Below are 22,513 nucleotides of genomic sequence, written 5' to 3' on the forward strand. Positions count from 1 at the left end.
AGGCCGCGCCCAAAGCATGGGCGCGGCCTCTTGCGTTGCAGAACAGACAACCCATTTCGCGACGTTATTAATTATTCATTATTAACTATTAATTACCTTCCCCAAGGCCGTATCCAGGTACTCCAGCAGGTGATTGGCATTGCTCACCGGGGCCCGGTAGGCCAGGTGGCCATCCGGGCGCATCAGCCACATTCTCGGCCCCTCCCCAAATGCCTCGCCAAACTCACCCTGGTGATCCTGCCAGATTCGGGTGGTGCCCTCCCGGGGAATCGCTTCAGTGGGAGTCCCGCTGGCCACGATAACGGTCAGATGAACCCGCTCGCGATATTCCTGCCCCAGACGGTCACTGAGCGCATACAGCACCAGCCGTTCGTTATGCTCCGGGGTCTCACCCAGTTGCAGCAACAGGTGATGGACCGGTTTCCGGAGCAGACCATGAAGCTGGTGCAGGTGCCCGGTACGTACAGAGCGCAGGGCCGCATCGGGGAGTCGGTCCCCGGGCAACGGCCCCCGATTGCGCCAACCCAGATCCGCTTCCGGACCACAGCTCACCAGCGGCGAGGATCGATAGTGCACGTCCAGCTGGCTGGCCGTGCGCAGTAAACGCCGGGACAAACCGGCACGCCCCCCCGCCATTTTCAGCAGCGAATCGCGGGTGCGGCGCAACATGGGCAACTTCACCAGTGAAGCCCGCGACAACAAATCCACACCGTGCAGCATTTTGTCCGCCACCGGTTTTCGCTCCTGCTCGTAACTGTCGAGCAGGGTACCGCTGCCATACCCCTTGAGATAGAACGCCAGTTTCCAGCTCAGGTTGAAGGCATCTGCCAGGCCGGTGTTCATGCCTTGTGCGCCCAGCGGGCTTTGCACATGGGCCGCATCGCCCGCCAGAAAAACACGATTGCGACGGTAGTGATGGGCCAGCCGACGTTGCACCGAAAAGCGGCTGATCCAGCGTGGTTCACCCAGGTCAGGCGTATCACCCAGTATCGGAGTGAGCCGATCCGCAAAAGGCTGTAGATCTATCTCCCCTTCCCAGGGCTCGTCCCGGGCCATGATCAACCGCCAGCCCGTGGGCAGAGGCAAGGCTATGAGCAACCCCTCTTCCTGCAAAAAACCGTGGGAGCTGTCATTGCGCCAGGGCCCCTGCCAGTCCACATCAGCCAGCAGGAAATGTTCATCGTAATCGACGCCGTTGAAGCCGATACCCAGCTGCTCACGCACGGTGGAACCCACGCCGTCGGCGCCCACCAGCAGATCGCAGCTGACGGTTTCCACGTCCGTCCCCTGGCGCAGCCGGGCGCGAACCCCTGCCCCATCCTGGGTAAAATCGAGCAATTCCGTGCCACGGACCAGTTCGCCTCCCTGGCTGCGGTAGCGCTCGGTGAGGACGCTTTCCACATCGGACTGGGGGCAGCTCAGCACCCAGGGGTACGGGGCATCCAGGCTGGTCAGATCCAGCTCGAACAGGAATCCCTTGTCGCCATAGACAGACACTGCGCTCAGGGTGCGCGAAGCCTTGCGGATCGGAGCCAGCACTTCCAGGGCGGCAAAGATTTCCAGGGTGCGGGCATGCAGCCCCAGCGCTCGGGACCAGGGAGACGGCTCGGCGAGCCGGTCGATAATGCAGCAGTCAATGCCGTGTCGACGCAGGCCTATGCCCAGGGCCAGGCCGGTGGGCCCGGCACCGATAATCAGGACCTGCGGTGTGCGGTTTGCGGTAATGCCGATGTTACACTCTCCTCAGGGCGGCCCAAGCGACACAGGCAACCCGATTGTCAATCCTGCCACGTCCCAGAGTTCATTCATGGCACAGGCCTCACGCAAGATTATCCACGTGGACTGCGACTGCTTCTACGCCGCCGTGGAAATCCGTGATGATCCGTCCCTGCGCAATCGGCCCGTGGCAGTGGGGGGCGACCCCAACCGCCGTGGCGTTATCGCCACCTGCAATTACCCGGCCCGGCATTTCGGGGTGCATTCCGCCATGGCCTCATCCCACGCCCTGCGCCTGTGCCCGGAACTGGTCATTGTACCCGCCAACTTTGACAAATATCGCAAGGTCTCGGCACAGATCCACGATATCTTTCGCCGTTACACCAGCCTGATCGAACCCTTGTCCCTGGACGAGGCCTTTCTGGACGTGACCGACAGCGAACAGTTCGATAATAGCGCAACCCGTATTGCCGAGGCGTTAAGACAGGATGTTCGCCGGGAGCTGGGCATTACCGTATCCGCCGGCGTGGCGCCCAACAAGTTTCTTGCCAAGGTGGCCAGCGACTGGCGCAAGCCCGACGGCCTGTTTGTGATTCCGCCGGACCAGGTGGACGCCTTCGTGGCCGCCCTGCCGGTAAAAAAGATTTCCGGGGTGGGCCGGGTGACGGCCGAACGCATGGCCGGTCTCAACCTGCATACCTGTGGCGACCTGCAAGGCATGAGCCGACTGGAGCTGTCACAGCACTTCGGCAGTTTCGGCGAGCGGCTCTATCACCTGAGCCGCGGACATGATGATCGGCCCATACAAACCGGCCGCCGACGCAAATCCGTGTCCGTAGAGCGCACCTACGACCAGGACCAGCCGGACCTGAATGCCTGGCTGCGGGAACTGGATGGTCTGCTGGAAAAGCTCAAGGCCCGTTTCGCCAAACTGGATCAGCACTATTTGATCAGTGGGCTCACCGCCAAGGTGAAATACCAGGATTTTGTCAGCCTGAGCTGCGACAAGGCCGGCAACGATCTGGATCCGGCCCATTTCGAGGCACTGCTGCGACAATTGTGGGAACGCCGCCAGGGCCCGGCCCGCCTGATCGGCATCGGCGCCCGCCTGCGCGACCTGAAAGCTCCGCAGCAGCCGGATTTGTTTCCGGAAGAGAGGGAAAAGGCGTTGCGGCAGCAGCGGAATCGGCTGTAGCAGCGTTGGGCGGTGCTATCACTCAGTTTCGAGGTACGAGTTGCGAGAAACGAGAAGCTATCTGCCATGAATTGCAGGTTTTGATCTTAGAAACTCGCTTCTCGCAACTCGCAACTGATTAATCGCGCCGCCAGCGACGCTCCTACGGGACGCGAGGCGGGGTCAATGGACCCGCTGACAGACGCGGCTGTGCAACTCGGAGGGAATCATTCCGTCCATCAGCTCCCGTCCCCGACGTTGTACCGGCTCCATCTGCGCGTCCAGGTAAGCGTCCAGGGTGGCCACGCAATCCGCGCAGCGGTTGACGGTATCCGTATCCGGGTGATCGCAAGCCGCCTTGACTGCCTGTTCCAGCTGATTCAGATATTTGAGCAACATGTTTTGCTCCTGATAAACCTCATTAACGGGACGGCCTTATGCCGGTTCCCAATCGATCAAGTATGGCCGCTGCTGAAGACAGCCAGATGACACAGATCAACCATGCAGTCAGTGTGCCAGACCTGATAAAGGATGTGACGCTTGCGGCGACAAGGCGTTCCCGGGAAATTGTAAAAGAGTCTGTCGCCACCCCAGGGACAAAGGCTTGCAACTCTTCACTCACCGGGAGTGTCATCTGGGGTACTCTTGGGAGTTGTAGCTGCTTTTGGGATGAACTGCGACGGCTTGGCCGCCCTGCGGGGGCTTCCTTGCTCAAGCAAGGTTCGCGACTCAAGCGGCACTCCTACAGCGGCTTCGTAGCCGCACGGGCTGGCCTGCAGCCTCTGAGTAACGATTATTTTGCGACGGACCCGACCCTATGACCGAAACGGTATCCACCATTGTTGCCCCGGAAGGCAGCCTGGAAGTTCTCAGCCAACACGAAGTTGAACGTCTGCGTGACACCTCCGGCAGCGGCCTGCATGAGCTGCTACGCCGGTGCGCGCTGGCCGTACTCAACTGTGGCACCCCCACCGATGACAGCCGCCAGGTACTGGAGACCTACAAGGATTTTGATATCGAGGTGATTCAGGAAGACCGTGGGCTGCGGCTCAAGGTGGACAATGCCCCCGCCGGCGCCTTCGTGGACGGACGCATGATCCGCGGCATCCGCGAGCATTTATCGGCGGTGTTGCGCGATATCGTCTATGTGGCCAATGAGATCCAGAATAACGACAGCTTCAACCTCAATAGCAGCCAGGGCATCAGCAATGCGGTCTTCCACATTCTGCGCAACGCCGGCGTGCTCAAGGCAGGAGCCTCGCCAAACCTGGTGGTCTGCTGGGGCGGCCACAGTATTTCCCGGGAAGAATACGACTACAGCAAGAGCGTGGGCTATCAACTCGGCCTGCGTCACAAGGATATCTGCACCGGCTGTGGCCCTGGTGCCATGAAGGGGCCAATGAAAGGCGCCCATGTGGCCCACGCCAAACAACGTTTCAAGGGCGGCCGCTATCTGGGCATCTCCGAGCCCGGCATCATCGCCGCCGAGGCCCCAAACCCCATCGTCAACGAGCTGGTGATCATGCCGGACATCGAAAAGCGGCTGGAGGCGTTTCTGCGGGTCGGCCATGGCATCATCGTCTTTCCTGGCGGGGTGGGCACCACCGAGGAAATCCTCTACCTGCTTGGCGTGCTGCTGCACCCTGACAATGCGGACATGCCCTTGCCAGTTGTGTTCACCGGCCCGGCCAGCAGTGCGGACTACTTCCGCCAGGTGGATGCCTTTATTCGCGCAACACTGGGAGAGCAGGCGGCGCAACGTTACCAGATCATCATCGATGACCCGGAAGCCGTGGCCCTGGCAATGTGCGTGGGCATCGACCGTCTGACCCTGTTCCGCCGCGACAATGATGACGCCTTCTACTTTAACTGGCGGCTGAACATTCCCCTGGAATTCCAGCAACCCTTCGAGCCTACCCACGAGGCCATGGCCAGCCTGGATCTGAGCCCCAATCAACCGGTCCACCAGCTGGCTGCCAACCTGCGCCGGGCATTCTCCGGCATTGTGGCCGGCAATGTGAAAGAGCAAGGCATCCATGCCATCGAACAGCACGGTCCCTATCGGCTGCATGCGCCGGGTGAACTGATGACCCACCTGGACGAATTGCTCAAGGCGTTTGTGGAGCAACATCGCATGAAACTCCCCGGGAGCCATTACGAGCCGTGTTATGCGTTGTTGGGGTGACAAGCTACAAGCTACAAGCTACAAGCTACAACGCGATTCTCATTGGATTATTCCCCAACGCAAGAGGCCGCGCCCACTCTTTGGGCGCGGCCTCTTGCGTTGAGAAAACACAACGTTCTGTCGTGTTGCAGCTTGTAGCTTGAAGCTTGTTACTGCTCTTCTTACCGCGGCTGCATACGGATACCACCATCGATACGGATGGTCTCACCGTTGAGGAAGCTGTTCTCGATCATGTGGCAGACCAGCTGCGCGTATTCCGCCGGGTTCCCCAGACGCTTGGGGAACTGGGTCATTTCGATCAGCGGCATTTTCACCTTGTCCGGAGCCGCATTCATCAACGGGGTGTTGAAGATGCCCGGGGCGATGGTGTTGCAGCGAATGCCCAGCGGCGCCAGGTCACGGGCGATGGGCAGGGTCATGCCGACAACACCGCCTTTGGTGGCCGCGTAAGCCACCTGGCCAACCTGACCATCAAAGGCTGCCACAGAAGCCGTGTTCACAATCAGGCCACGCTCGTTGTCTTCACCCGGCTCGTTCTCGGCCATGGCGGCGGCGGCCAGACGGGCCACGTTGAAGGTACCGATCAGGTTGATCTTGACCACCATGTTGAACACGCCCAGATCATGGGGCTTGTTCTCGCGACCCACGGTCTTCATGGCAGAGCCCACACCGGCACAGTTCACACACACATGAATGGCACCGAATTTTTCCACGGTGGCGTCGATGGCCGCCTTAACGGATTCCTCGTCGGTCACGTCGGTCTGCACAAACGCCGCATTGGCACCCAGCTCCGCCGCCACTTCCGGGCCGCGCTTGTCGTCACGATCCAGAATCATCACCTTGCCGCCCTTGGCGATAATGGCTTCGGCCGTGGCCTGGCCCAGACCGGATGCAGCGCCGGTGATCACGGCAACTTTATCGGTAATATTCATATGCTCTCCTTGTGGTGAAAGGGCATGGGCTGTCACTGCGTCACAGCAACAACCCACTACAAATGCTGCCACGCAGTATACCCACACCGTTCACGCGTCACATTGTTGCTTTCGCTCAAAGTGGGTGCCACTCTTTGACAACCGGATTGGGAGGGAAAACCTTGCCAGATACCGCCAGACAAGACGTCAGCGCTACCTTGATGGCGCACTACCAGCGTATCCGGGCCTTCAGCGAACGACTCTGTGAGCCGTTACTCACCGAGGACATGGGGTTGCAGGCCTGCGCTGACGTGAGCCCACCCCGCTGGCATCTGGCCCACACCACCTGGTTCTTCGAAACCTTCCTCCTCAAGCCCCACCTGCCCGGTTACCGGGTGTTCGAACCGCAATTCGAGTATCTCTTCAACAGCTACTACAACGGCATTGGCGAACAGTTTGCCCGCCCGCAACGCCACCTGTTGTCACGCCCCACCGGCGCAGACGTCTATGCATGGCGACAGCAGGTGGATGAGGCCATGGCACGGCTTATCGCGCAATATCCGGGGCTGGCGGATCTGGTGACACTGGGGCTCAATCATGAGCAGCAACATCAGGAATTGTTGCTGACCGATCTGAAATACAGCCTCTCGTTCAATCCACTGGCGCCAACCCTCGGCCAGCCCCTCGACCCGTCTGGCCCGGCAGCCCCATTGCGCTTTCAAACGTTCAGTGGCGGCCTGGTGGATATGGGCGCCAGCAGCAATGGCTTTGCCTTCGATAATGAAACGCCCCGGCATCGAGTCTGGCTGGAGCCGTTCTCCCTGGCCAACCGGCCTGTCACCCAGGGGGAGTTCTGCGCCTTCATCCAGGACGGCGGCTATCGGCGTGCGGATTTATGGCTGTCTGACGGCTGGGCCTGGGTTCAGTCAAACGCTGTCCAGCGCCCTCTTTACTGGCATGAGGACCTTGACCAGCATTTCACCCTGGCAGGGCTACAACCGTTGCATCCCGGTCAGATTCTGGCCCATGTGAATTATTATGAAGCCGACGCCTATGCCCGCTGGGCAGGCAAGCGTCTGCCCACGGAACAGGAATGGGAGCACGTGGCCACCACGCAACCGCAACAAGGCAACTTTGTGGACAACGGTCTCTACCAACCCGGCCCGGCCATTGATACCGGCATGGCACACCTGTTCGGGGATGTGTGGGAATGGACCGCCAGCGCCTATTTGCCCTACCCGGGATTCCAGCCTGATGCCGGTGCCGTGGGTGAGTACAACGGTAAATTCATGTGCAACCAGATGGTGCTGCGCGGCGGCTCCTGTGTCAGTAGCCGGGACCATCTTCGTGCCAGCTACCGTAATTTTTTCTATCCCCACCATCGCTGGCAATTCAGTGGTATCCGGCTTGCGGGAGAGCCATCGTGAATCAACAACAGCTCGGCCCCAACCTGACCTTCTTCGACCTGCACCCGCCGACCACCGACATGCTTGCCGAGGTCAGTGAATCCTTGCGAGCAACCACGCCGACGCTGCACCCCAAGTTCTTCTACGACAAAACCGGCTCCACCCTGTTCGACCGCATCACCCGCACTCCGGAGTACTATCCCACTCGCACGGAAGCCCGTTTGTTGCGTCGCTATGCCGGGGATATTCAGTCGCGCCTGGAGAGCACCCACACCATCGCCGAACCCGGTGCAGGCAGCTGCGAAAAAGTGCGGGTGCTGCTGGATGCCTGGCAACCGGCCCATTACATGCCGCTGGAAATCTCCCGGGAGTGTCTGCTTGGCGCCTCACGGCGCCTGGCCGACGACTTCCCGCAGATTCACATCAGTGCGGTCTGCGCGGATTATTGCCAGGCCATGGCCATGCCAGAGGGGTTACAACAGCCGGGCCGTCTGGTCTTTTTCCCCGGCTCCACCATTGGCAACTTTGAACCGGCCCAGCGCGCCAGCTTTCTGCGCGGGTTGCGGGAACTGGCCGGACCCGGTGGCGCCCTGCTGATTGGCGCGGACCTGCAGAAACCCTCTGAGCAGCTCCATGCCGCCTACAATGACGCGCAAGGACTCACTGCCGCCTTCAACCTGAATGCCCTGCACCATCTGAACCGGGAACTGGATTGCGGCTTCGATACCGATACCGTGCGCCATCTGGCGTTCTACAACAGCACGCAAAGCCGTATCGAAATGCACCTGGAGTGCCTGCAGGATCAGCACATCCGCCTTGGCGACGACAGCCTGACACTTACTGCCGGCACCCGTATTCACACAGAAAACTCCTACAAATTCACCATCGAAGGGTTCTCCGCCGAACTGGTTGCCGCCGGTTTTTCCCCATCCGGGTGCTGGACGGATAGCGACAGCCTGTTCAGTCTGCATCTGGCCTGTGCGTAACCGTTGCAGCCCCTGCACACAGGGCATCACGCGCCGAAACCCACGCCTGGCGCGGGACAGGATTGCAAAGACTGTAAAACTGAGCACTTTGATATCAGCGAATAGTGTGAACTGGCACTGGTACCGTTATACTGAATCGCGTTTTTTTGCCGATTCAGTCTTCGAAAGAATAAAAGGGGTCACGGACCACCGTGGCATAGGGAGATCGGATGCTCGAACTGATCAGCGCGGCTCGCCGTCGTAAACGGCCGCCCACACACCAGCTATTTGATGTTGTCACCCAGGAATACCGGGTGGGGTTGCTGGATATTGACCTGAACATGCATCTGAACAACGCCAAATACCTGAAGTTCATGGATCGCTGCCGGCTGGAGCACGCGGTGGTTACCGGCTTGCTCAACCGCATGATCGAAGCGCGCTGTAACGGTGTGGTTGCCAATACCGAGATTTCCTATATCCGCGAGCTGCGCCCGTACCAGCAATTCCAGGTGCATACCCGCATTCTCGGCTGGGACGACAAATACGTGTACTACGATCAGCGCTTCGAATCCCAGCGCAAACTGCACACCCATGCCCTGTTGCGGGTGGCCAATGTGTATGGCGGCAAATCCATCAGCCCCCAGACCCTGCAGGAAATTACCGGCTTCAATCAAACCTCCCCGGCCCTGCCGGAGTACGTGGAACAGTGGAAGCGACTGCTGCAGACCAAGCGGCGGCTGACAGAGAGTGACTAGCTAAGAAGCTGCAAGCTGCAAAAACGAAAACGGGGAACCCAAAAGGGTTCCCCGTTTTTTTGATTCATAAGCACGTATTACGAAGCGCGGCAAAGGCGGCCGTTCGATTGGCTCCGGCTCCGCCCGTGTTGCAGCTTGAAGCTTGTCGCTTGTAGCTGTCCCTTACTCCATCGTATAGGTATAAAACGGTGCCCAACGCGGCACCTTGCTGTCGCGGCCGGCATAGTAGACGCCAGGCTCATCCAGACGCAGATCGGCGATTTCCCGCAGCGCAACGGCACGGGGAACCTGTTGCAAGGGGCCGGCCTGCTGGTAGTTCTCCGGGTCGGCAACCAGTTCTTCCATATCCAGCGGACGGGTTTCCGAGTAGCGGAAGTAGTAATCCTTGCCCCCTTCCACTTCCAGCGGCATTTCGAACACCATCTTCAGATAGAGCACGCTAAGCGGACGGCGGGCATAGAAGTCGTGGGTGCCGGCGGGCAATTCCAGCCAGCTGTAGGCACCGGCCTTGAGACCAAAAAGCTGCGTGGCATCCAGGAAGAATACCGGCGCCTGCACTTCTTCGTAGCCCCAACGGGTAATCGGACGGTAGATATAGACCATGGCATTACGCGGATCCAGCGTATCCATGGGTTTGAAGGTCTTGCCCTGGGGGGCATGGATAAAAGCACCGGGGGTTGAGGGAACGCCCACACCCAGGCTGGAACATCCGGAAAGCATCCACAGGCAAGCTGCCAGCAACACAGCCAATCGCATTATTATTCTCCAGTGATGCCGCTTCCCGTTAATCCGGGGCGACCCTGTTTATTATTTCGCGCAAGACAGAGCATTTGTTCGTTGCCACCTGAGTCTGTGACTTCAGCGTGGGTGCATGGCGCAAGCATCGGTTGCCACAGGGTGTTTTCTGCAGAAGCGTCGTCGCAAATACGCTCCACTGAAGGCGCTCTTGAGAAAACAATAACTCTGTGGCGACAAAGACTTGCGTCAGGCGCCGCGATCAAGCCACGGATTCAGGTGCTAACTATGGCCGATTTGCCGACATTGCTCAAGATAGCAGCAAACGCTCAAATTCCCGCCAAACGGCGTCCCCTCGCGCTTCCCTGCCCGGGGTTTTCTGGTAGTCTTCGGCCATGGCAGTCAATCGTATCCACACCCCCTGTATCGGCGTCTGTTCCACCGTTTTCGGTGATACGGTCTGTCGTGGCTGTCGCCGCTTCAGCCACGAGGTTGTGCACTGGAACGGATACACCAACGAAGAGAAGCGAATCGTCTGGAAACGCCTGAATTTGCTGCTTTGCCAGGTAGTGGACAACTATTTCCAGGTCACCGATGCGAACCGGCTGGCGGCGGAGATGGACTTCCAGAACCTGCGCTATCAGACCCAGCTTTCCCCCCAGGGCTGGGTGCCGGAATTGCTCAAGGCTGCCGGCAAACAACCGATTCCCTATGACCGGTTCGGCCTGCACCCCCTGCCCGCGACCCGCGGCCTGCTGCCCCGTGAGCTCTACGATCAGATCAGCGCCGAATGCCACGCCCTGGCCCAGGCCCACTACGACCGCTCCTACGCCCGCCCGGTCACCCTTGCGGCAGAACTCACCGAACTGGCCGCCCGGGAAAAGGGCTTGATCTGACCCCCCTCCTCCATTCGTAGGAGCGCCGCTGGCGGCGCGATAAACCAAAGTTTCGAGTTGCGAGAAACGAGTTTCGAAAGGCAAAGCCAAAACACGGGAACGCCCAATGATTTTCGCTTCTCGAAACTCGTTTCTCGCAACTGGTTGATCGCGCCGCCAGCGACGCTCCTACGGATAGCCTCTATCATTTGTCCCGAAATGACCCTTCCATGCAAACATCACTCAATGGCACAGTTACGGAATGAACATTCATTCAATCACTAAGTGAGACTTGCCATGACCCTCGCTGACCGGACTGTGCCGGCCGATAACAAGGAAGCTCGCAAAGGCGACCAGATCATCCAGGCCGCGCTGCGGGTGTTTGCTGAGCATGGCCTGCACGGCACGCCGGTACCGCCCATCGCCGCGGAGGCCGGAGTCGGCGTGGGAACCCTGTATCGCTATTTCGACAGTAAGGAAGCGCTGATCAACGCCGTCTTCCGGGACAGCAAGCGCCGCCTCAAGGAACGCCTGCTCAGCGATCTGGACCTGCTACACCCCTCGCGCAGTCTGTTCAATACCCTCTGGGCCCGGCTTACCGCCTTTGCCCGCGAAGAGCCGGACGCCTTTCATTTTCTGGAGATGCAGGATCACCACAGCTACCTGGATCCGGAAAGCCGCCATCAGGAGCAGGCCCTGCTGATTCCCCTGGGCATGATGGTGGTCATCGGCCAGCGCACCGGCCTGCTCAACGACATCATGAAACCGGATCTGGCAATCGCCCTGTTCTGGGGAGCTTTCGTGGGTGTCTTCAAGGCAGAGCGCCTGGGCTATCTGACCCTGGATGATGACGACCTGACGCGGGCACGGGATGCCTGCTGGCTCGCCATCGCCAATCACAACAACAAAGGCACGCAATCATGACACCCACACATATCCTGATTACCGGCGGTGCCGGCGCCATTGGCGGCCAGCTCGCCGGGCAGTTTCGTCAGCATCACCCGGACGCACGCATCACCCTGGTGGACCTGAATGCCGAGGCCCTCGCCCTGGCCGCCGACCAGCACGGCGCTCAAGCGGAAACCTGCGATCTGACCGATATCGACGCCCTGCCTGGCTGGTGGCAGTCGCTGATTGACCGTCGCGGGCCGGTGGATGTGCTGGTCAACTGCGCCGGCATCATGGACATCATCAGCATCACCGGTACCGGCTGGGAGCAGGGCAAACGTTTGCTGGATATCAACTTCACTGCCCCCATGCGGCTGATGGACCTGGCATTGCCAACCATGGTGGAAGCCCGCAACGGTTGCGTGATCAATGTGGCCAGCATGGCCGGGCGCGTGCCAATTCGTGGCTGCAGCTACTACGGTGGCGCCAAGGCCGGCATCGGCCTGGCCTCGGAAATCGCCCGGCTGGATCTGAAGAAGCAGGGCGTGAATGTGATCACTGTCTACCCGGGCCCGATCCATTCCGGCCTGGAAAGCCATGCCCGCAGCCAGGTGAAGAAAGGCCCGGTGTCCCGCTATATCCCCACCGGCAAGCCGGAGGTGCTGGCCGAGCGCATCTACCGCACTTTCCGCAAGGGTGGCGCTCGGGTGATCTACCCGGATATCTACGCCTTGGCCAAACAGGTCGCCAACCTGAATCTGACCAACCGGGCCATGGATTTCTTCAGCCCGCAACCGAACCAGTGACCCCGGACATTCCCATGACACAGCAAGCCAACACTCCCCTTTATGACGTCCTGATTGTGGGCGCCGGCATCAGCGGCATCGGCCTGGGCATTCGCCTGCGCGAAGCCGGCTTCGATAACTTTGTGATCCTGGAAAAAGCCGCGGACCTGGGCGGTACCTGGCGGGATAATACCTACCCGGGCTGTGCCTGCGATGTGCCCTCGGCGCTGTACTCCTATTCCTTTGCCCAGAAACCGGACTGGAGCCGGGCCTTCGCCGGCCAGGCAGAGATTCTCGACTATGTGCGTGACACGGCTGGCCGCCACAACATACCCGCCTTCATTCGTTTCAATCAGGGCGTGGAACGGGCCCAGTGGCGGGAACGGGAAAATCTCTGGGAAGTGCAGACCGGCGACCAGCTCTACCGGGCCCGTACCGTGGTGGCCTGCTCCGGCTACTTGCACGAACCCATCATTCCGAACATCCCCGGCCTGAAGGATTTTCAAGGCAAGCTGTTCCATTCCTCCCGCTGGGACCATGACCACGACCTGAGCGGCGAACGGGTAGCCGTGATCGGCACCGGCGCTTCGGCAATCCAGTTCGTGCCGGAGATCCAGCCCAAGGTGCAGCACCTGACCCTGTTCCAGCGTACCCCGCAATGGGTGCTGCCCAAGCCGGATCACCCCATCCCGAAAATCGAGGAAAACTTCTTCCGCCTGCCGTTCACCCTGAACGCCTGGCGCAAGATGCTTTACGGCGGATTTGAAACCTTCGGCATCGGCTTTCGCAAACCGGCCCTGCTGCGGCAGATCCAGAAACTGGGCGAGGCGCATATTCGCCTGGCCATCAAGGATCCGGCCCTGCGCGCCAAGCTGACCCCGGATTACACCCTGGGCTGCAAGCGGGTGCTGATGAGCAACCAGTATTACCCGGCGCTCAATCAGGACAATGTGGATGTGTTCGCCACCGGCCTGAAAGCGGTGCGCGGCAATACCCTGGTGGGCCAGGACGGCAGCGAGTGCGAGGTAGACACCATTATTCTGGGTACCGGGTTCTTCGTCACCGAGCCGCCCATTGCCGATCACATCTATAACGATGCTGGCGATTCACTCAGCCAGATGTGGAAGGACGGCATGCAGGCCTACCGTGGCACCACCATTGCCGGCCTGCCGAACGCCTTCATGGTGCTGGGGCCCAATCTGGGTATTGGCCACAATTCTGCCTTTATCGTTATTGAAGCGCAGATCAACTATATCCTCAGCACCCTGACAACCATGCGCGAGCAGCAACTGAGTCGGGTGGAAGTCAAAGCCGATAGCCAGAAAACCTACAATCGCAAGGTCCAGAAAGACCTGCAGGGCACCGTCTGGAACACCGGCGGCTGCTCCAGCTACTACCTGGACAAGAACGGTTTCAACAGTGTGGGCTTTCCCTGGAGTACCCTGGAAATGCAGCGTCTGCTCAAGGACTTTGATGCGGAAAACTACTCGCTCACCCCCGCCAGCCAACCCGTCTTTTAATGTGAACAGGCCCGAATAATGACAAACAACACTCCATCTCCCCGTCGCGCCCTGGTACTGGGCTGCGGCGGTGTCGCCGGCGGCGCCTGGTCCATTGCCGCCCTGCACCATCTAGAGCAGAAACTGGACTGGGACGCCCGCGACGCCGATATCCTTATCGGCACCTCGGCAGGCGCGGTGCTGGCCACCTTGCTGGGGAGCGGCGTCAGCGTGGATCAGCTGCTGGCCTGCCAGCAGGGCACCCGTCAACAATGCCGCTGGAATCACGACAGCGATACCGGCGGTGCCCTGCCGCCGCTACCCGCGGCCAGTCTCACCGGCGCCAAACTTGCTCTGAAGGGCTTGCGTGGAGACGTCTCGCCATTGACCGCCTTCTGCGGCCTGCTGCCCCGGGGCCAGTTTGACATGACGCCCTTTCGGAAATTGGTGGACGACGCCACCGGGGGCGCTGACTGGGTGGCCCACCCGGCCACCTGGATCATGGCCGTGGATACCACCAGCGGCAAACGGGTGCCCTTCGGTAAAGGCGGCGCGCCACAGGCGAATATCCGCGATGCGGTTTGTGCGTCCTACGGGGTCCCCGTCTGGTGTCCGCCGGTAAGCCTGGGCAGCCGCACCTACATCGACGGCGGCGTGGCGTCCCCCACCTCCGCAGACCTTCTGGTGGATAGTGCCGTGGATGAGGTCATCATTCTTGCTCCCATGGCCTCACGGCAACCGGACCGGCCGCGCTCCCCCCTGGCCGCCATCGAGCGGCGGGTACGCCGCTACATGACCCGCATCGTGGATAAGGAAGTCAACAAACTGGAAAAGGCTGGCAAGCGGGTGATTCGCCTGGAACCCAATGCCGAGGACCTGAAGGCTTTCGGGTTCAACATGATGGACCCAACCCGGCGGCGTCGGGTATTGGACACGGCGTTGGAGACCACGGCCAAAACGGTTCAGGCCGCGCTGTAGTCAGGAAACGTGGGGGGGGGGGCTCGCCGGTCTCCCCACATCATCCTAGAGTGAGTTCACCGACTCCATGAGCGACGCCTTGATCTCATGCAGGGCCCCCTGGGTTGCCTGCCCCTCTGCATAGATCAACCCACCCAGAATTAACGCCCCCGCCGCCAACACGACCAGCGCCAACAGGCGCACACGATCGGCTTCAAGCTTTCGTGCCGCAGGAAAGTGACCGGCGTTTCGATGTTTATCTTGTGTGTGCTCTCGCATAGTACACCTCCCCTTTAGTTCTACGCGGCGAGGGGTGAACCTGCAAGCGGGGGTCAGGTGTTGATGGAACATTCCGGACAAAAGCGCAAGCTACGGAAATACAGCTTTGCCACCGGCAAGGCATGAATACAGTGGGAAAAATCGCCCAGATAAATTCGCTGGTCATTTTCCTTGGGCAAGTGACGGCAATTCACCGTGTGAATTTCCCAAGTGTCATCATCAGCCTGGATCTTGCTGAGGTAATACCGCATACCCTTCCCCGATTCGCGGATTCGACAGCGGGGAATAGTAGGGATCTGAGCGGCGAAAAGAATGAAAAGAAGGTAAAACCTGAAAGGTAATGAAATTAACTTGATAGCGGCAATGCGGAGGCGTTGCAGCGCCCAGAAAAGCAAAAGGCCGTAACAGCAATGCCGTTACGGCCTTTCTTTGAGATGGTGCGCCAGGAGGGAGTTGAACCCCCACACCTCTCGGCACCAGAACCTAAATCTGGCGTGTCTACCAATTCCACCACTGGCGCAATGGGCGGCTATTCTAGCAGGCTAATCGTTAATTACCAGCGGCATCAGCCGCCTTGGAGAATCCGGTAAAGTGCCTGCAGGTCCTTGTCGACTTTCTCAACCTTGCTCGCCAGAGCCGATAGCTCGGCGCTGTTATCTGATACCGGTTGCGCCACCGGTGCAGCGGGTTGCGGCCGGGCAGCCAGGTTGCTGATCCGTGAGGACAAACCGCTCAATCTGCTGTCCAGCGCATCCAGCCGGGTTTCCCATTCGCGACTTTCCGGGCCATTGCCTCGCTGTTTGGCCAATGCCACGGTCAGACCACGCACCTTGGCATTGAGCTCACGCAGGTCTTCACGAAGGGGAGCCAGAGCAGGAGAGGTTTCCAGGTCTGCCGTCGCCGGCAATGTTGCCATGCTGCGCTCCTCCTGCTGCTGGCGTTCAGACGCCAGTTGGTAGTATTGCTGACGCAGCTCGCTGAGCTCATGGCGGATGTCCCCGTGAGCCATCCATTGACTGACCGCCAACAACAGGGCAATCACCGCCAGCACCAAGGACAGCCAAAGCAAGCCGGAATGGCCGCCTTCGCTGACCGATACCGGCTTGCTCTTGTTCTGGGGACGCAGCGCTACCGGCTCCCTATCCGGCCCCGGCAGTGGAGCGGTTACCGCCAACACATCCTGATTCAATCCCTGTAGACGCCGCTCTTTATTTTCCGGCAACTTGGCCATGGCAAGACGCTCTTTATCATTATTGTTTTTCGCTGATCCCTACCCCCCCGGGTTCGATCAACGCCCTTCCAGTTTATCCAACCGACTATTGACCTGGAGCCGATAAGCGTCAAACGCCGCAATGGCTGCCTCGGTTTCATCCACCCGGTCTTTCAGCGCAGCCAACCCGGCCTGGCCTTTCTCCACTTTGGACAGCGCGTTTTTCAGGTTTTGCTGCTGGCTTTCCAGCTGATTGATATTTTCCACCAGCACATCCAGCTGGGTCTGCATCTGACTGATGCGGGTCTGCCACTGCTCACTGCTTTTGTTCACTGCGGCGACCGCACTGTCCACCTGCTTTTTCAGGGCAGCGGTGTCTTTACCGATACCCTGAAGTTTGCCATCGACACCGGCCTGGGCCTTTTTTACCTCGTTTATCGTGGAGGACAGGGCATTCAGTTTCTTGCTCTGCTCGGCAATATCCGCCCGATTGCGTTTATTGCTCAGGTCCCAGAGTTTACGGATTTCGGTGTTGTTTTCTTCCAGCTTCTTGCCCTGGGCACGGACCGTGTCCTGCAGCTGACCGGAGGACTGATTCAGACTCTCGTCGGTGGCAGATAGCCGGGACTGGAGATTGCCCAGTTTCTGGCTGGATTCCGAAATGCGCTCATCCATCTGAGCCTGCAGCACGGTCATCTGTTTCTGGAACCAGACCCCCATCACAGCAATCAGAACCACCAGCACCAGACAGGCAATCATCCATCCACCGCCACCGCCTCCGTTGCTATGGGCTTTCGGGGCCGGTTTTTTGGGGGCCTTGGGAGGCTTGCCTTTACCCTCGCCCTTGCCGTTGTGGTCGGCTCCGGCGGGGGAAGAGCGGCGACCGGTATCACCATGGTCATCCACGGTGACGTCATTCAAGTTACCCAGATTTACTTCACGATCTCGCGTCATTCCAGTGTCCTGCAATCCCGGCTAATGGCCCTGTTGATAGCGATGGTTGGATAGTGCCACAGGCGGGGCCGCATAGCTGCCAAGCAGCCCCCATTTCATCCGGGGAGCCCCTGGAGAACGGCTGGCGCTCACCGCGGTCCCTGGCCTGCCTGTTTTTGAAAGTTTATTCGCCGCCTTTCTCGAACAGCGGCTGCTCGGTGGCGTAGTAGACCATATCACCAAGCTCATGCTTGCCTGCCTCATTTTTCAGCAGCGGCAGAAAGATCACCCAGGGGCGAACATCGCGGTGATCCACCTGGGCCCACACCCCGGTGACTTTGTCGCCATTTTCAGCGGTAATTTCATGGAGACGGAACAGCGCCATCAACTCAATGTCCGGCTGCTCTTTACCGATCTTGCGCAACTGCATGAACAGGCCCTGTGCCCACTCTTCCGCGCTGGGCGCATCTTCCTTATCCCCGGAATAGCCCACCGCCCGAACCGTATCGCCAGACTGAATCATACCGAAAGGATAGAGCCCGCCGGAGCGCTGGATGGCTTTCAGCGCCTGGCGAAGGCCGGCTTCAGCCAGCTGGTCCATGGCTTGCTGTTCAGGGCTTTTCTGTTGCTTTTCAGCCGCTGCGGCAGGGGCCTCCTCAGCCGTGACACTGGTTGCCCACAGCCCCATTACAAGAAAAAAGATTCCCAAAAAACGCATACATCACACCTGTTATTTTCATTCGCTTGAGGGTTGGACCACACAACGGCCGACAATATCCCAGGCTGGGGACGCTACCAAACTTCCCTGATCGCCGCCATATGGACACAAAAAAGGCCGCGAAGGCGGCCTTTTTCGTTACCTGAACGGTATCCCCGCAGGGATAGACCGTCTTAACCGGCAAAGTTGCTGGCGGCAAAGTCCCAGTTGATCAGGTTCCAGATGGATTCCAGATACTTGGGACGGGCATTGCGGTAGTCCACGTAGTAGGCGTGTTCCCACACGTCCACAGTGAACAGCGGAGTCTGGCCCTTGTCGTGGGCGATCGGGGTATCCGCATCGTCGGTGTTGACGATTTCCAGGCTGCCATCGCTGTTCTTCACCAGCCAGGTCCAGCCGGAGCCGAAGTTGCCGGTAGCCTTGGCGTTGAACTGGGACTTGAACTCGTCGAAAGAACCGAAGGCCTTGTCGATGGCCGCAGCCAGATCACCGGTGGGGGCGCCACCGCCGTTGGGGCTCAGGCTATTCCAGTAGAAAGTGTGGTTCCACACCTGGGCCGCCTGGTTGAACAGACCGCCTTCAGCGCTCTTGATGATCTCTTCCAGGGATTTGCCTTCGTTGTCAGTGCCGGCAACCATTTCGTTCAGCTTGGTCACATAGGCATTGTGGTGCTTGCCGTGATGGTACTCGAGAGTCTCTGCAGAAATATGCGGTTCCAGTGCATTTTTCTCGAACGGAAGCGGCGGTAATTCAAAAGCCATAGTCATTTCCCCTGACATCATGTTGTTCTGTTGCGGCTCGGCAACAGAAAGAAATTCCCCGCTGGCGGCATGCCTGTCGCCAACGGCTGAATGATAATAACAAGCTACCGGCGGCAATCTCCACCACGGACCAGGGGTTTACCATGATTGCCTTTGGCTGCAATAGACGATTTCTATCGCCAATGCCTGATCCGTGACCGGCAGGTCCCTGTGAGATGGGGTGTCTGCCCCTTGTTTCAAGTACAATGCGCCCCAAATTTTGATAACTGCGTGCTTGGCAGGAGAAAACGATGTCTGATGATGCTGTAGTAATTGTAAATGGTGCCCGTACTGCCATGGGTGGTTTCCAGGGTTCCCTGTCTGCGGTCTCCGCTCCCGAACTGGGCGCCGCCTCTATCCGTGAAGCCGTGTCCCGTGCCGGCCTGAAGCCGGAAGACGTACAGGAAGTCATCATGGGCTGTGTACTGCCCGCTGGCCTCAAGCAGGGCCCCGCCCGCCAGGCCATGCGTCTGGCCGGCCTGCCGGACAACACCGGCGCCACCACCATCAACAAGCTGTGTGGTTCCGGCATGAAGGCCACCATGTTCGCCTACGATTCCATCAAGGCCGGCACCAACGACATCGTCGTTTCCGGTGGTATGGAATCCATGACCAATGCGCCCTATGTGCTGGACAAGGCCCGCAGCGGCATGCGCATGGGTCATGGTCAGGTCTATGACCACATGTTCCTGGACGGGCTGGAAGATGCAGAAACCGGCCGCCTGATGGGCTCCTTCGCCCAGGAAGTCGCTGACAAGCGCTCCATCAGCCGGGAAGACATGGACAACTACGCCATCGAATCCCTGAAGCGTGCCCAGGCGGCCATCGACAACGGCTGGTTCAAGGACGAGATCGTGCCGGTGACCGTGAAAACCCGTAAGGGTGAAGTGGTTGTCGACACCGACGAGCAGCCCGGCAACGCCAACATCGACAAGATCCCGACCCTGCGTCCGGCCTTCGCCAAAGACGGCACCGTCACCGCCGCCAACGCCAGCTCCATCTCCGATGGCGGCTCCGCGCTGGTACTGGCCCGTGAATCCGTGGCCAATGAGCGTGGCCTCAAGCCGCTGGCCCGCATCCTGGCCCACGCTACCAACAGCAAACATCCCAGCGAGTTCACCATTGCCCCCATCGGTGCCACCGAGGCGGTCATGAAGAAAGCCGGCTGGACCGTGGACGACGTGGATCTGTTCGAGATCAACGAAGCCTTCGCCATGGTGGCCATGATGCCGATGATCGACCTGGGCATTCCCCACGAGAAGGTGAACATTCACGGCGGCGCCTGCGCCCTGGGTCACCCGGTGGGCTCCACTGGCTCGCGCATCATCCTCACCCTGATCCACGCACTCAAGCGCACCGGCGGCAAGCGCGGTGTGGCCAGCCTGTGTATCGGCGGCGGCGAAGCCACTGCGGTGGCTGTTGAGCTGCTGTAATAGGTGCAACGCTTGATGCCAGACCAAACGGGGCCTTCGGGCCCCGTTTTTTGTTGGCGGCGTCCTCATTCCCTGCCCTCTGTAGGAGCACCTCTTGAGGTGCGAATCAGGCGGAGCGAGGCGATAGGGAGTGATCATTTAGAAAGACCTGTCAGGCCCTGGAATGCCTGATCCCCCTGCGGGCGATTCCCGCGCAAGCGCGGTTCGCGGCTCGAGCGCCGCTCCTACAGCGGCTTCGTAGAAATGACAAAGCCCCCCCTCCAACAATTCATTTCCGAAACATCCGCTTTCACTTTCAAACTCTGTTGCACTTTCCTGACCGGATTCGCCCTCCGTCGTATACGCAAAACCGGATTTCACCTGTACCCTGACCGGCTAGTCACCTTTTTGGGTTGGGCACAGGCCCGGGAGCACCATGTCAGCATTACCCGTTATCACCGCCATGGGCGGCATCAATGCGGCCGGCCGCAGCGCCCTGCATTTCGGCTTTCAGCGACTGATTTTCGATGCCCTGCCGGATGCCGGCCGCCAGGACACCCTGCGTTCGCTGGGCCAATTGACCGGTCGCAGCCCGGACAGCCAGCTGGCCGCCACCCTGATCCGTGCCCTGTCCAGTTCTCACCGTCTCCACGCCGCCATCAGCGGCACCAGCGACATTCCCGTTACCCTGGAAATGCGCAACATGGACCTGCCTGACCCGCTACCCGCTGGCTGGCAGGTCTCCCCTATCGACAAACGCCGCTGCCGGGTCACCCTGCCCGCGGGGCTGGATCTGCGTGTCCCCCATGACGCCCCGCGCCGGGTCAGCGCCGCCGGGCAATTGCCGGACGGCTTCGACCCCGGCGCCCTGTATGCCTCGCGCAACCACCCCCGGGCCCTGCAGATGGCCATCTTCGGCATCAGCGATGCGCTGGGGGATCTGGGCATGGACTGGGCCACCGTGGCCGGCAAGGTGCGCCCGGATCAGGTCGCCGTTTACGCCAGCAACGCCATGTCCCAGCTGGACGACAACGGCCTGGGCGGCGTCATGCGCTTTCCGCCCAATGGCCAGCGCATCACCTCCAAACAGGTGCCGCTGGGACTGGGCGAGATGACCGCGGATTTTCTCAATGCCTATGTGCTGCACTCGGTGGGTACCACCGGCGGCATGCTGGGCGCCTGCGCCACCTTCCTCTACAACCTGGAAAAAGGGGTGCAGGCCATTCGCAGCGGCAAGGTACGGGTGGCCATCGTCGGCACCAGCGAAGCCCCGCTGGTGGCAGAAGTCATGGAAGGGTACCGGGCCATGGGTGCGCTGGCAGAAGACCAGGACCTGGCCGCTCTGGACAGTGCCCAACAGGCGGATGTGCGCCGCGCTTGCCGGCCGTTTTCCGATAACTGCGGCTTTACCATGGCCGAGTCCGCCCAGTTCACCGTGCTGATGGATGATGCCCTGGCCCTGGAACTGGGTGCCGATATTCTCGGCGCCGTACCGGATGTGTTTATCCATGCGGACGGTGCCAAGAAATCCATTTCCGCCCCCGGCGTGGGTAACTACCTGACCGTGGGTAAAGCCGCCGCCCTGACCCGTCAGCTGATCGGCGAGAAGGGCCTGCGCGAGCACAGCTTTGTCCATGCCCACGGTACCGGCACCCCCCAGAACCGGGTCACCGAATCGGTGATTCTGGACCGGGTGGCCAAGGCCTTCGGTGTCCGACAGTGGCCGGTGACAGCCATCAAGGCGTTTGTGGGACACTCCCTGGGCAGTGCCGGCGGCGACCAGCTGGCCGCGACGCTGGGTAGCTTCGCGCAAGGGATATTGCCGGGCATCCGCACCATCGACCACATTGCCAGTGATGTGCATCGCCAGCACCTGGACTTCGCCAGGGACCACGTCCCGCGCGACGACTTGCAAGCCAGCCTGATCAACTCGAAGGGGTTTGGAGGCAACAACGCCACTGCTGTGGCGTTGTCCGCTCGGGTCACCGAGGCCATGCTGCAACAACGCCATGGCAGCAAAGCCATCAGCCATTGGCAAACTGCCCGTGACACGGTGCTGCAGGCCAAGGGCCGTTTCCGCGACCACTGCCTGCACGAAGCCCCCAAACCGGTGTACCGGTTTAACGAGGGGGTAATGGGAGATGAAGCGGTGACACTGACCGGGGATGCGGTGCAACTCAATGGCGGCACCACCATGCCCTTTGACGACGACAACGACCTGGCGGCTTACCAAATCAATCTCTAGCGCAGCTTGGATGGGAAAAGATGAGTAACGAGTTACGAAAACCTTTTCCGGTCTTCGCAACTCGT

At 60.0% G+C, this 22,513-nt stretch carries 22 protein-coding genes and 1 tRNA gene; 12 read left to right on the forward strand and 11 right to left on the reverse strand.

Features of this window, described 5'->3' with window-relative positions:
- Positions 1–81: 81 nt before the first annotated feature.
- Positions 82–1,731, reverse strand: coding sequence for an FAD-dependent monooxygenase (locus tag A3714_RS07740; RefSeq protein ID WP_369798846.1), 1,650 nt, complete (start codon positions 1,729–1,731; stop codon positions 82–84).
- A 76-nt stretch (positions 1,732–1,807) separates the two neighbouring features.
- Between A3714_RS07740 and dinB the strand changes: the two genes are divergently transcribed.
- The gene (dinB, locus tag A3714_RS07745; protein WP_062816789.1) at positions 1,808–2,911 is read left to right on the forward strand and encodes a DNA polymerase IV; all 1,104 of its coding nucleotides are present in this window, start codon (positions 1,808–1,810) and stop codon (positions 2,909–2,911) included.
- Positions 2,912–3,073: 162 nt separating this feature from the next.
- Here dinB and A3714_RS07750 read toward each other — a convergent pair whose 3' ends face one another.
- Positions 3,074–3,289, reverse strand: a complete 216-nt coding sequence (locus tag A3714_RS07750; RefSeq protein WP_062816788.1) for a hypothetical protein — start codon at positions 3,287–3,289, stop codon at positions 3,074–3,076.
- A gap of 418 nt (positions 3,290–3,707) precedes the next feature.
- Here A3714_RS07750 and ppnN point away from each other — a divergent pair, with 418 nt between their 5' ends.
- A complete protein-coding gene (gene ppnN, locus A3714_RS07755) occupies positions 3,708–5,075 on the forward strand; it encodes a nucleotide 5'-monophosphate nucleosidase PpnN (protein WP_063508562.1) in 1,368 nt (455 codons plus the stop codon).
- 161 nt (positions 5,076–5,236) lie between these two features.
- Here the strand turns inward: ppnN and A3714_RS07760 are convergent, their stop codons facing one another.
- Positions 5,237–6,007, reverse strand: a complete 771-nt coding sequence (locus tag A3714_RS07760) for a 3-hydroxyacyl-CoA dehydrogenase (RefSeq protein ID WP_062816786.1) — start codon at positions 6,005–6,007, stop codon at positions 5,237–5,239.
- 200 nt (positions 6,008–6,207) lie between these two features.
- Here A3714_RS07760 and egtB point away from each other — a divergent pair, with 200 nt between their 5' ends.
- From egtB to A3714_RS07775, 3 genes are all read left to right on the forward strand, one after another.
- Positions 6,208–7,413 (forward strand): ergothioneine biosynthesis protein EgtB, encoded by a 1,206-nt coding sequence (egtB, locus tag A3714_RS07765; RefSeq protein WP_063508563.1) that lies wholly within the window; start codon positions 6,208–6,210, stop codon positions 7,411–7,413.
- Positions 7,410–8,378, forward strand: a complete 969-nt coding sequence (egtD, locus tag A3714_RS07770) for an L-histidine N(alpha)-methyltransferase (protein WP_231865980.1) — start codon at positions 7,410–7,412, stop codon at positions 8,376–8,378. The genes egtB and egtD overlap by 4 nt, the downstream gene beginning before the upstream one ends.
- Before the next feature lie 209 nt (positions 8,379–8,587).
- Positions 8,588–9,112 (forward strand): thioesterase family protein, encoded by a 525-nt coding sequence (locus A3714_RS07775; RefSeq protein ID WP_035249412.1) that lies wholly within the window; start codon positions 8,588–8,590, stop codon positions 9,110–9,112.
- A gap of 162 nt (positions 9,113–9,274) precedes the next feature.
- Here the strand turns inward: A3714_RS07775 and A3714_RS07780 are convergent, their stop codons facing one another.
- Positions 9,275–9,868 (reverse strand): DUF2846 domain-containing protein, encoded by a 594-nt coding sequence (locus tag A3714_RS07780; protein WP_082810836.1) that lies wholly within the window; start codon positions 9,866–9,868, stop codon positions 9,275–9,277.
- Positions 9,869–10,242: 374 nt separating this feature from the next.
- Here A3714_RS07780 and A3714_RS07785 point away from each other — a divergent pair, with 374 nt between their 5' ends.
- The 5 genes from A3714_RS07785 (at position 10,243) to A3714_RS07805 (ending at position 14,872) form a co-directional block, all read left to right on the forward strand.
- Entirely contained in the window at positions 10,243–10,743 is a 501-nt protein-coding gene (locus A3714_RS07785; protein WP_062816783.1) for a DUF1289 domain-containing protein, read from the forward strand.
- Positions 10,744–11,019: 276 nt separating this feature from the next.
- A complete protein-coding gene (locus A3714_RS07790) occupies positions 11,020–11,646 on the forward strand; it encodes a TetR/AcrR family transcriptional regulator (RefSeq protein ID WP_063508564.1) in 627 nt (208 codons plus the stop codon).
- The gene (locus A3714_RS07795) at positions 11,643–12,416 is read left to right on the forward strand and encodes an SDR family oxidoreductase (RefSeq protein ID WP_063508565.1); all 774 of its coding nucleotides are present in this window, start codon (positions 11,643–11,645) and stop codon (positions 12,414–12,416) included. The genes A3714_RS07790 and A3714_RS07795 overlap by 4 nt, the downstream gene beginning before the upstream one ends.
- Before the next feature lie 14 nt (positions 12,417–12,430).
- Entirely contained in the window at positions 12,431–13,915 is a 1,485-nt protein-coding gene (locus A3714_RS07800) for an NAD(P)/FAD-dependent oxidoreductase (protein ID WP_063508569.1), read from the forward strand.
- Between the two features lie 18 nt (positions 13,916–13,933).
- On the forward strand, positions 13,934–14,872 hold the full coding sequence (locus tag A3714_RS07805) for a patatin-like phospholipase family protein (RefSeq protein ID WP_062816779.1): 939 nt from the start codon (positions 13,934–13,936) through the stop codon (positions 14,870–14,872).
- Positions 14,873–14,917: 45 nt separating this feature from the next.
- Here the strand turns inward: A3714_RS07805 and A3714_RS07810 are convergent, their stop codons facing one another.
- The 7 genes from A3714_RS07810 to A3714_RS07840 form a co-directional block, all read right to left on the reverse strand.
- Positions 14,918–15,130 carry a hypothetical protein gene (locus A3714_RS07810; protein WP_062816778.1) on the reverse strand — a complete coding sequence of 71 codons (213 nt, stop codon included), beginning with the start codon at positions 15,128–15,130 and terminating at the stop codon, positions 14,918–14,920.
- Between the two features lie 53 nt (positions 15,131–15,183).
- A complete protein-coding gene (locus tag A3714_RS07815) occupies positions 15,184–15,381 on the reverse strand; it encodes a hypothetical protein (protein ID WP_062816777.1) in 198 nt (65 codons plus the stop codon).
- 184 nt (positions 15,382–15,565) lie between these two features.
- Positions 15,566–15,650 (reverse strand) — tRNA-Leu (locus A3714_RS07820).
- A gap of 45 nt (positions 15,651–15,695) precedes the next feature.
- Positions 15,696–16,361: a hypothetical protein gene (locus A3714_RS07825; protein ID WP_063508566.1), complete on the reverse strand. Its 666-nt coding sequence runs from the start codon at positions 16,359–16,361 to the stop codon at positions 15,696–15,698.
- Between the two features lie 57 nt (positions 16,362–16,418).
- Positions 16,419–17,294 (reverse strand): hypothetical protein, encoded by an 876-nt coding sequence (locus A3714_RS07830; protein ID WP_063508567.1) that lies wholly within the window; start codon positions 17,292–17,294, stop codon positions 16,419–16,421.
- A gap of 163 nt (positions 17,295–17,457) precedes the next feature.
- Positions 17,458–17,991 (reverse strand): hypothetical protein, encoded by a 534-nt coding sequence (locus tag A3714_RS07835; protein ID WP_062816774.1) that lies wholly within the window; start codon positions 17,989–17,991, stop codon positions 17,458–17,460.
- Between the two features lie 173 nt (positions 17,992–18,164).
- On the reverse strand, positions 18,165–18,752 hold the full coding sequence (locus tag A3714_RS07840) for a superoxide dismutase (RefSeq protein ID WP_062816773.1): 588 nt from the start codon (positions 18,750–18,752) through the stop codon (positions 18,165–18,167).
- A gap of 290 nt (positions 18,753–19,042) precedes the next feature.
- On the opposite strand from A3714_RS07840, the gene A3714_RS07845 reads away from it, so the two are divergent.
- Together A3714_RS07845 and A3714_RS07850 are read left to right on the forward strand one after the other, a co-directional pair.
- Complete coding sequence (locus tag A3714_RS07845; RefSeq protein WP_063525640.1) at positions 19,043–20,224, forward strand: acetyl-CoA C-acyltransferase; 1,182 nt, start codon at positions 19,043–19,045, stop codon at positions 20,222–20,224.
- A 415-nt stretch (positions 20,225–20,639) separates the two neighbouring features.
- The gene (locus tag A3714_RS07850; RefSeq protein WP_063508754.1) at positions 20,640–22,448 is read left to right on the forward strand and encodes a beta-ketoacyl synthase; all 1,809 of its coding nucleotides are present in this window, start codon (positions 20,640–20,642) and stop codon (positions 22,446–22,448) included.
- Positions 22,449–22,513 lie beyond the last annotated feature (65 nt).

Source organism: Alcanivorax sp. HI0007, from assembly GCF_001635525.1.
Taxonomy (GTDB): Bacteria; Pseudomonadota; Gammaproteobacteria; order Pseudomonadales; family Alcanivoracaceae; genus Alcanivorax.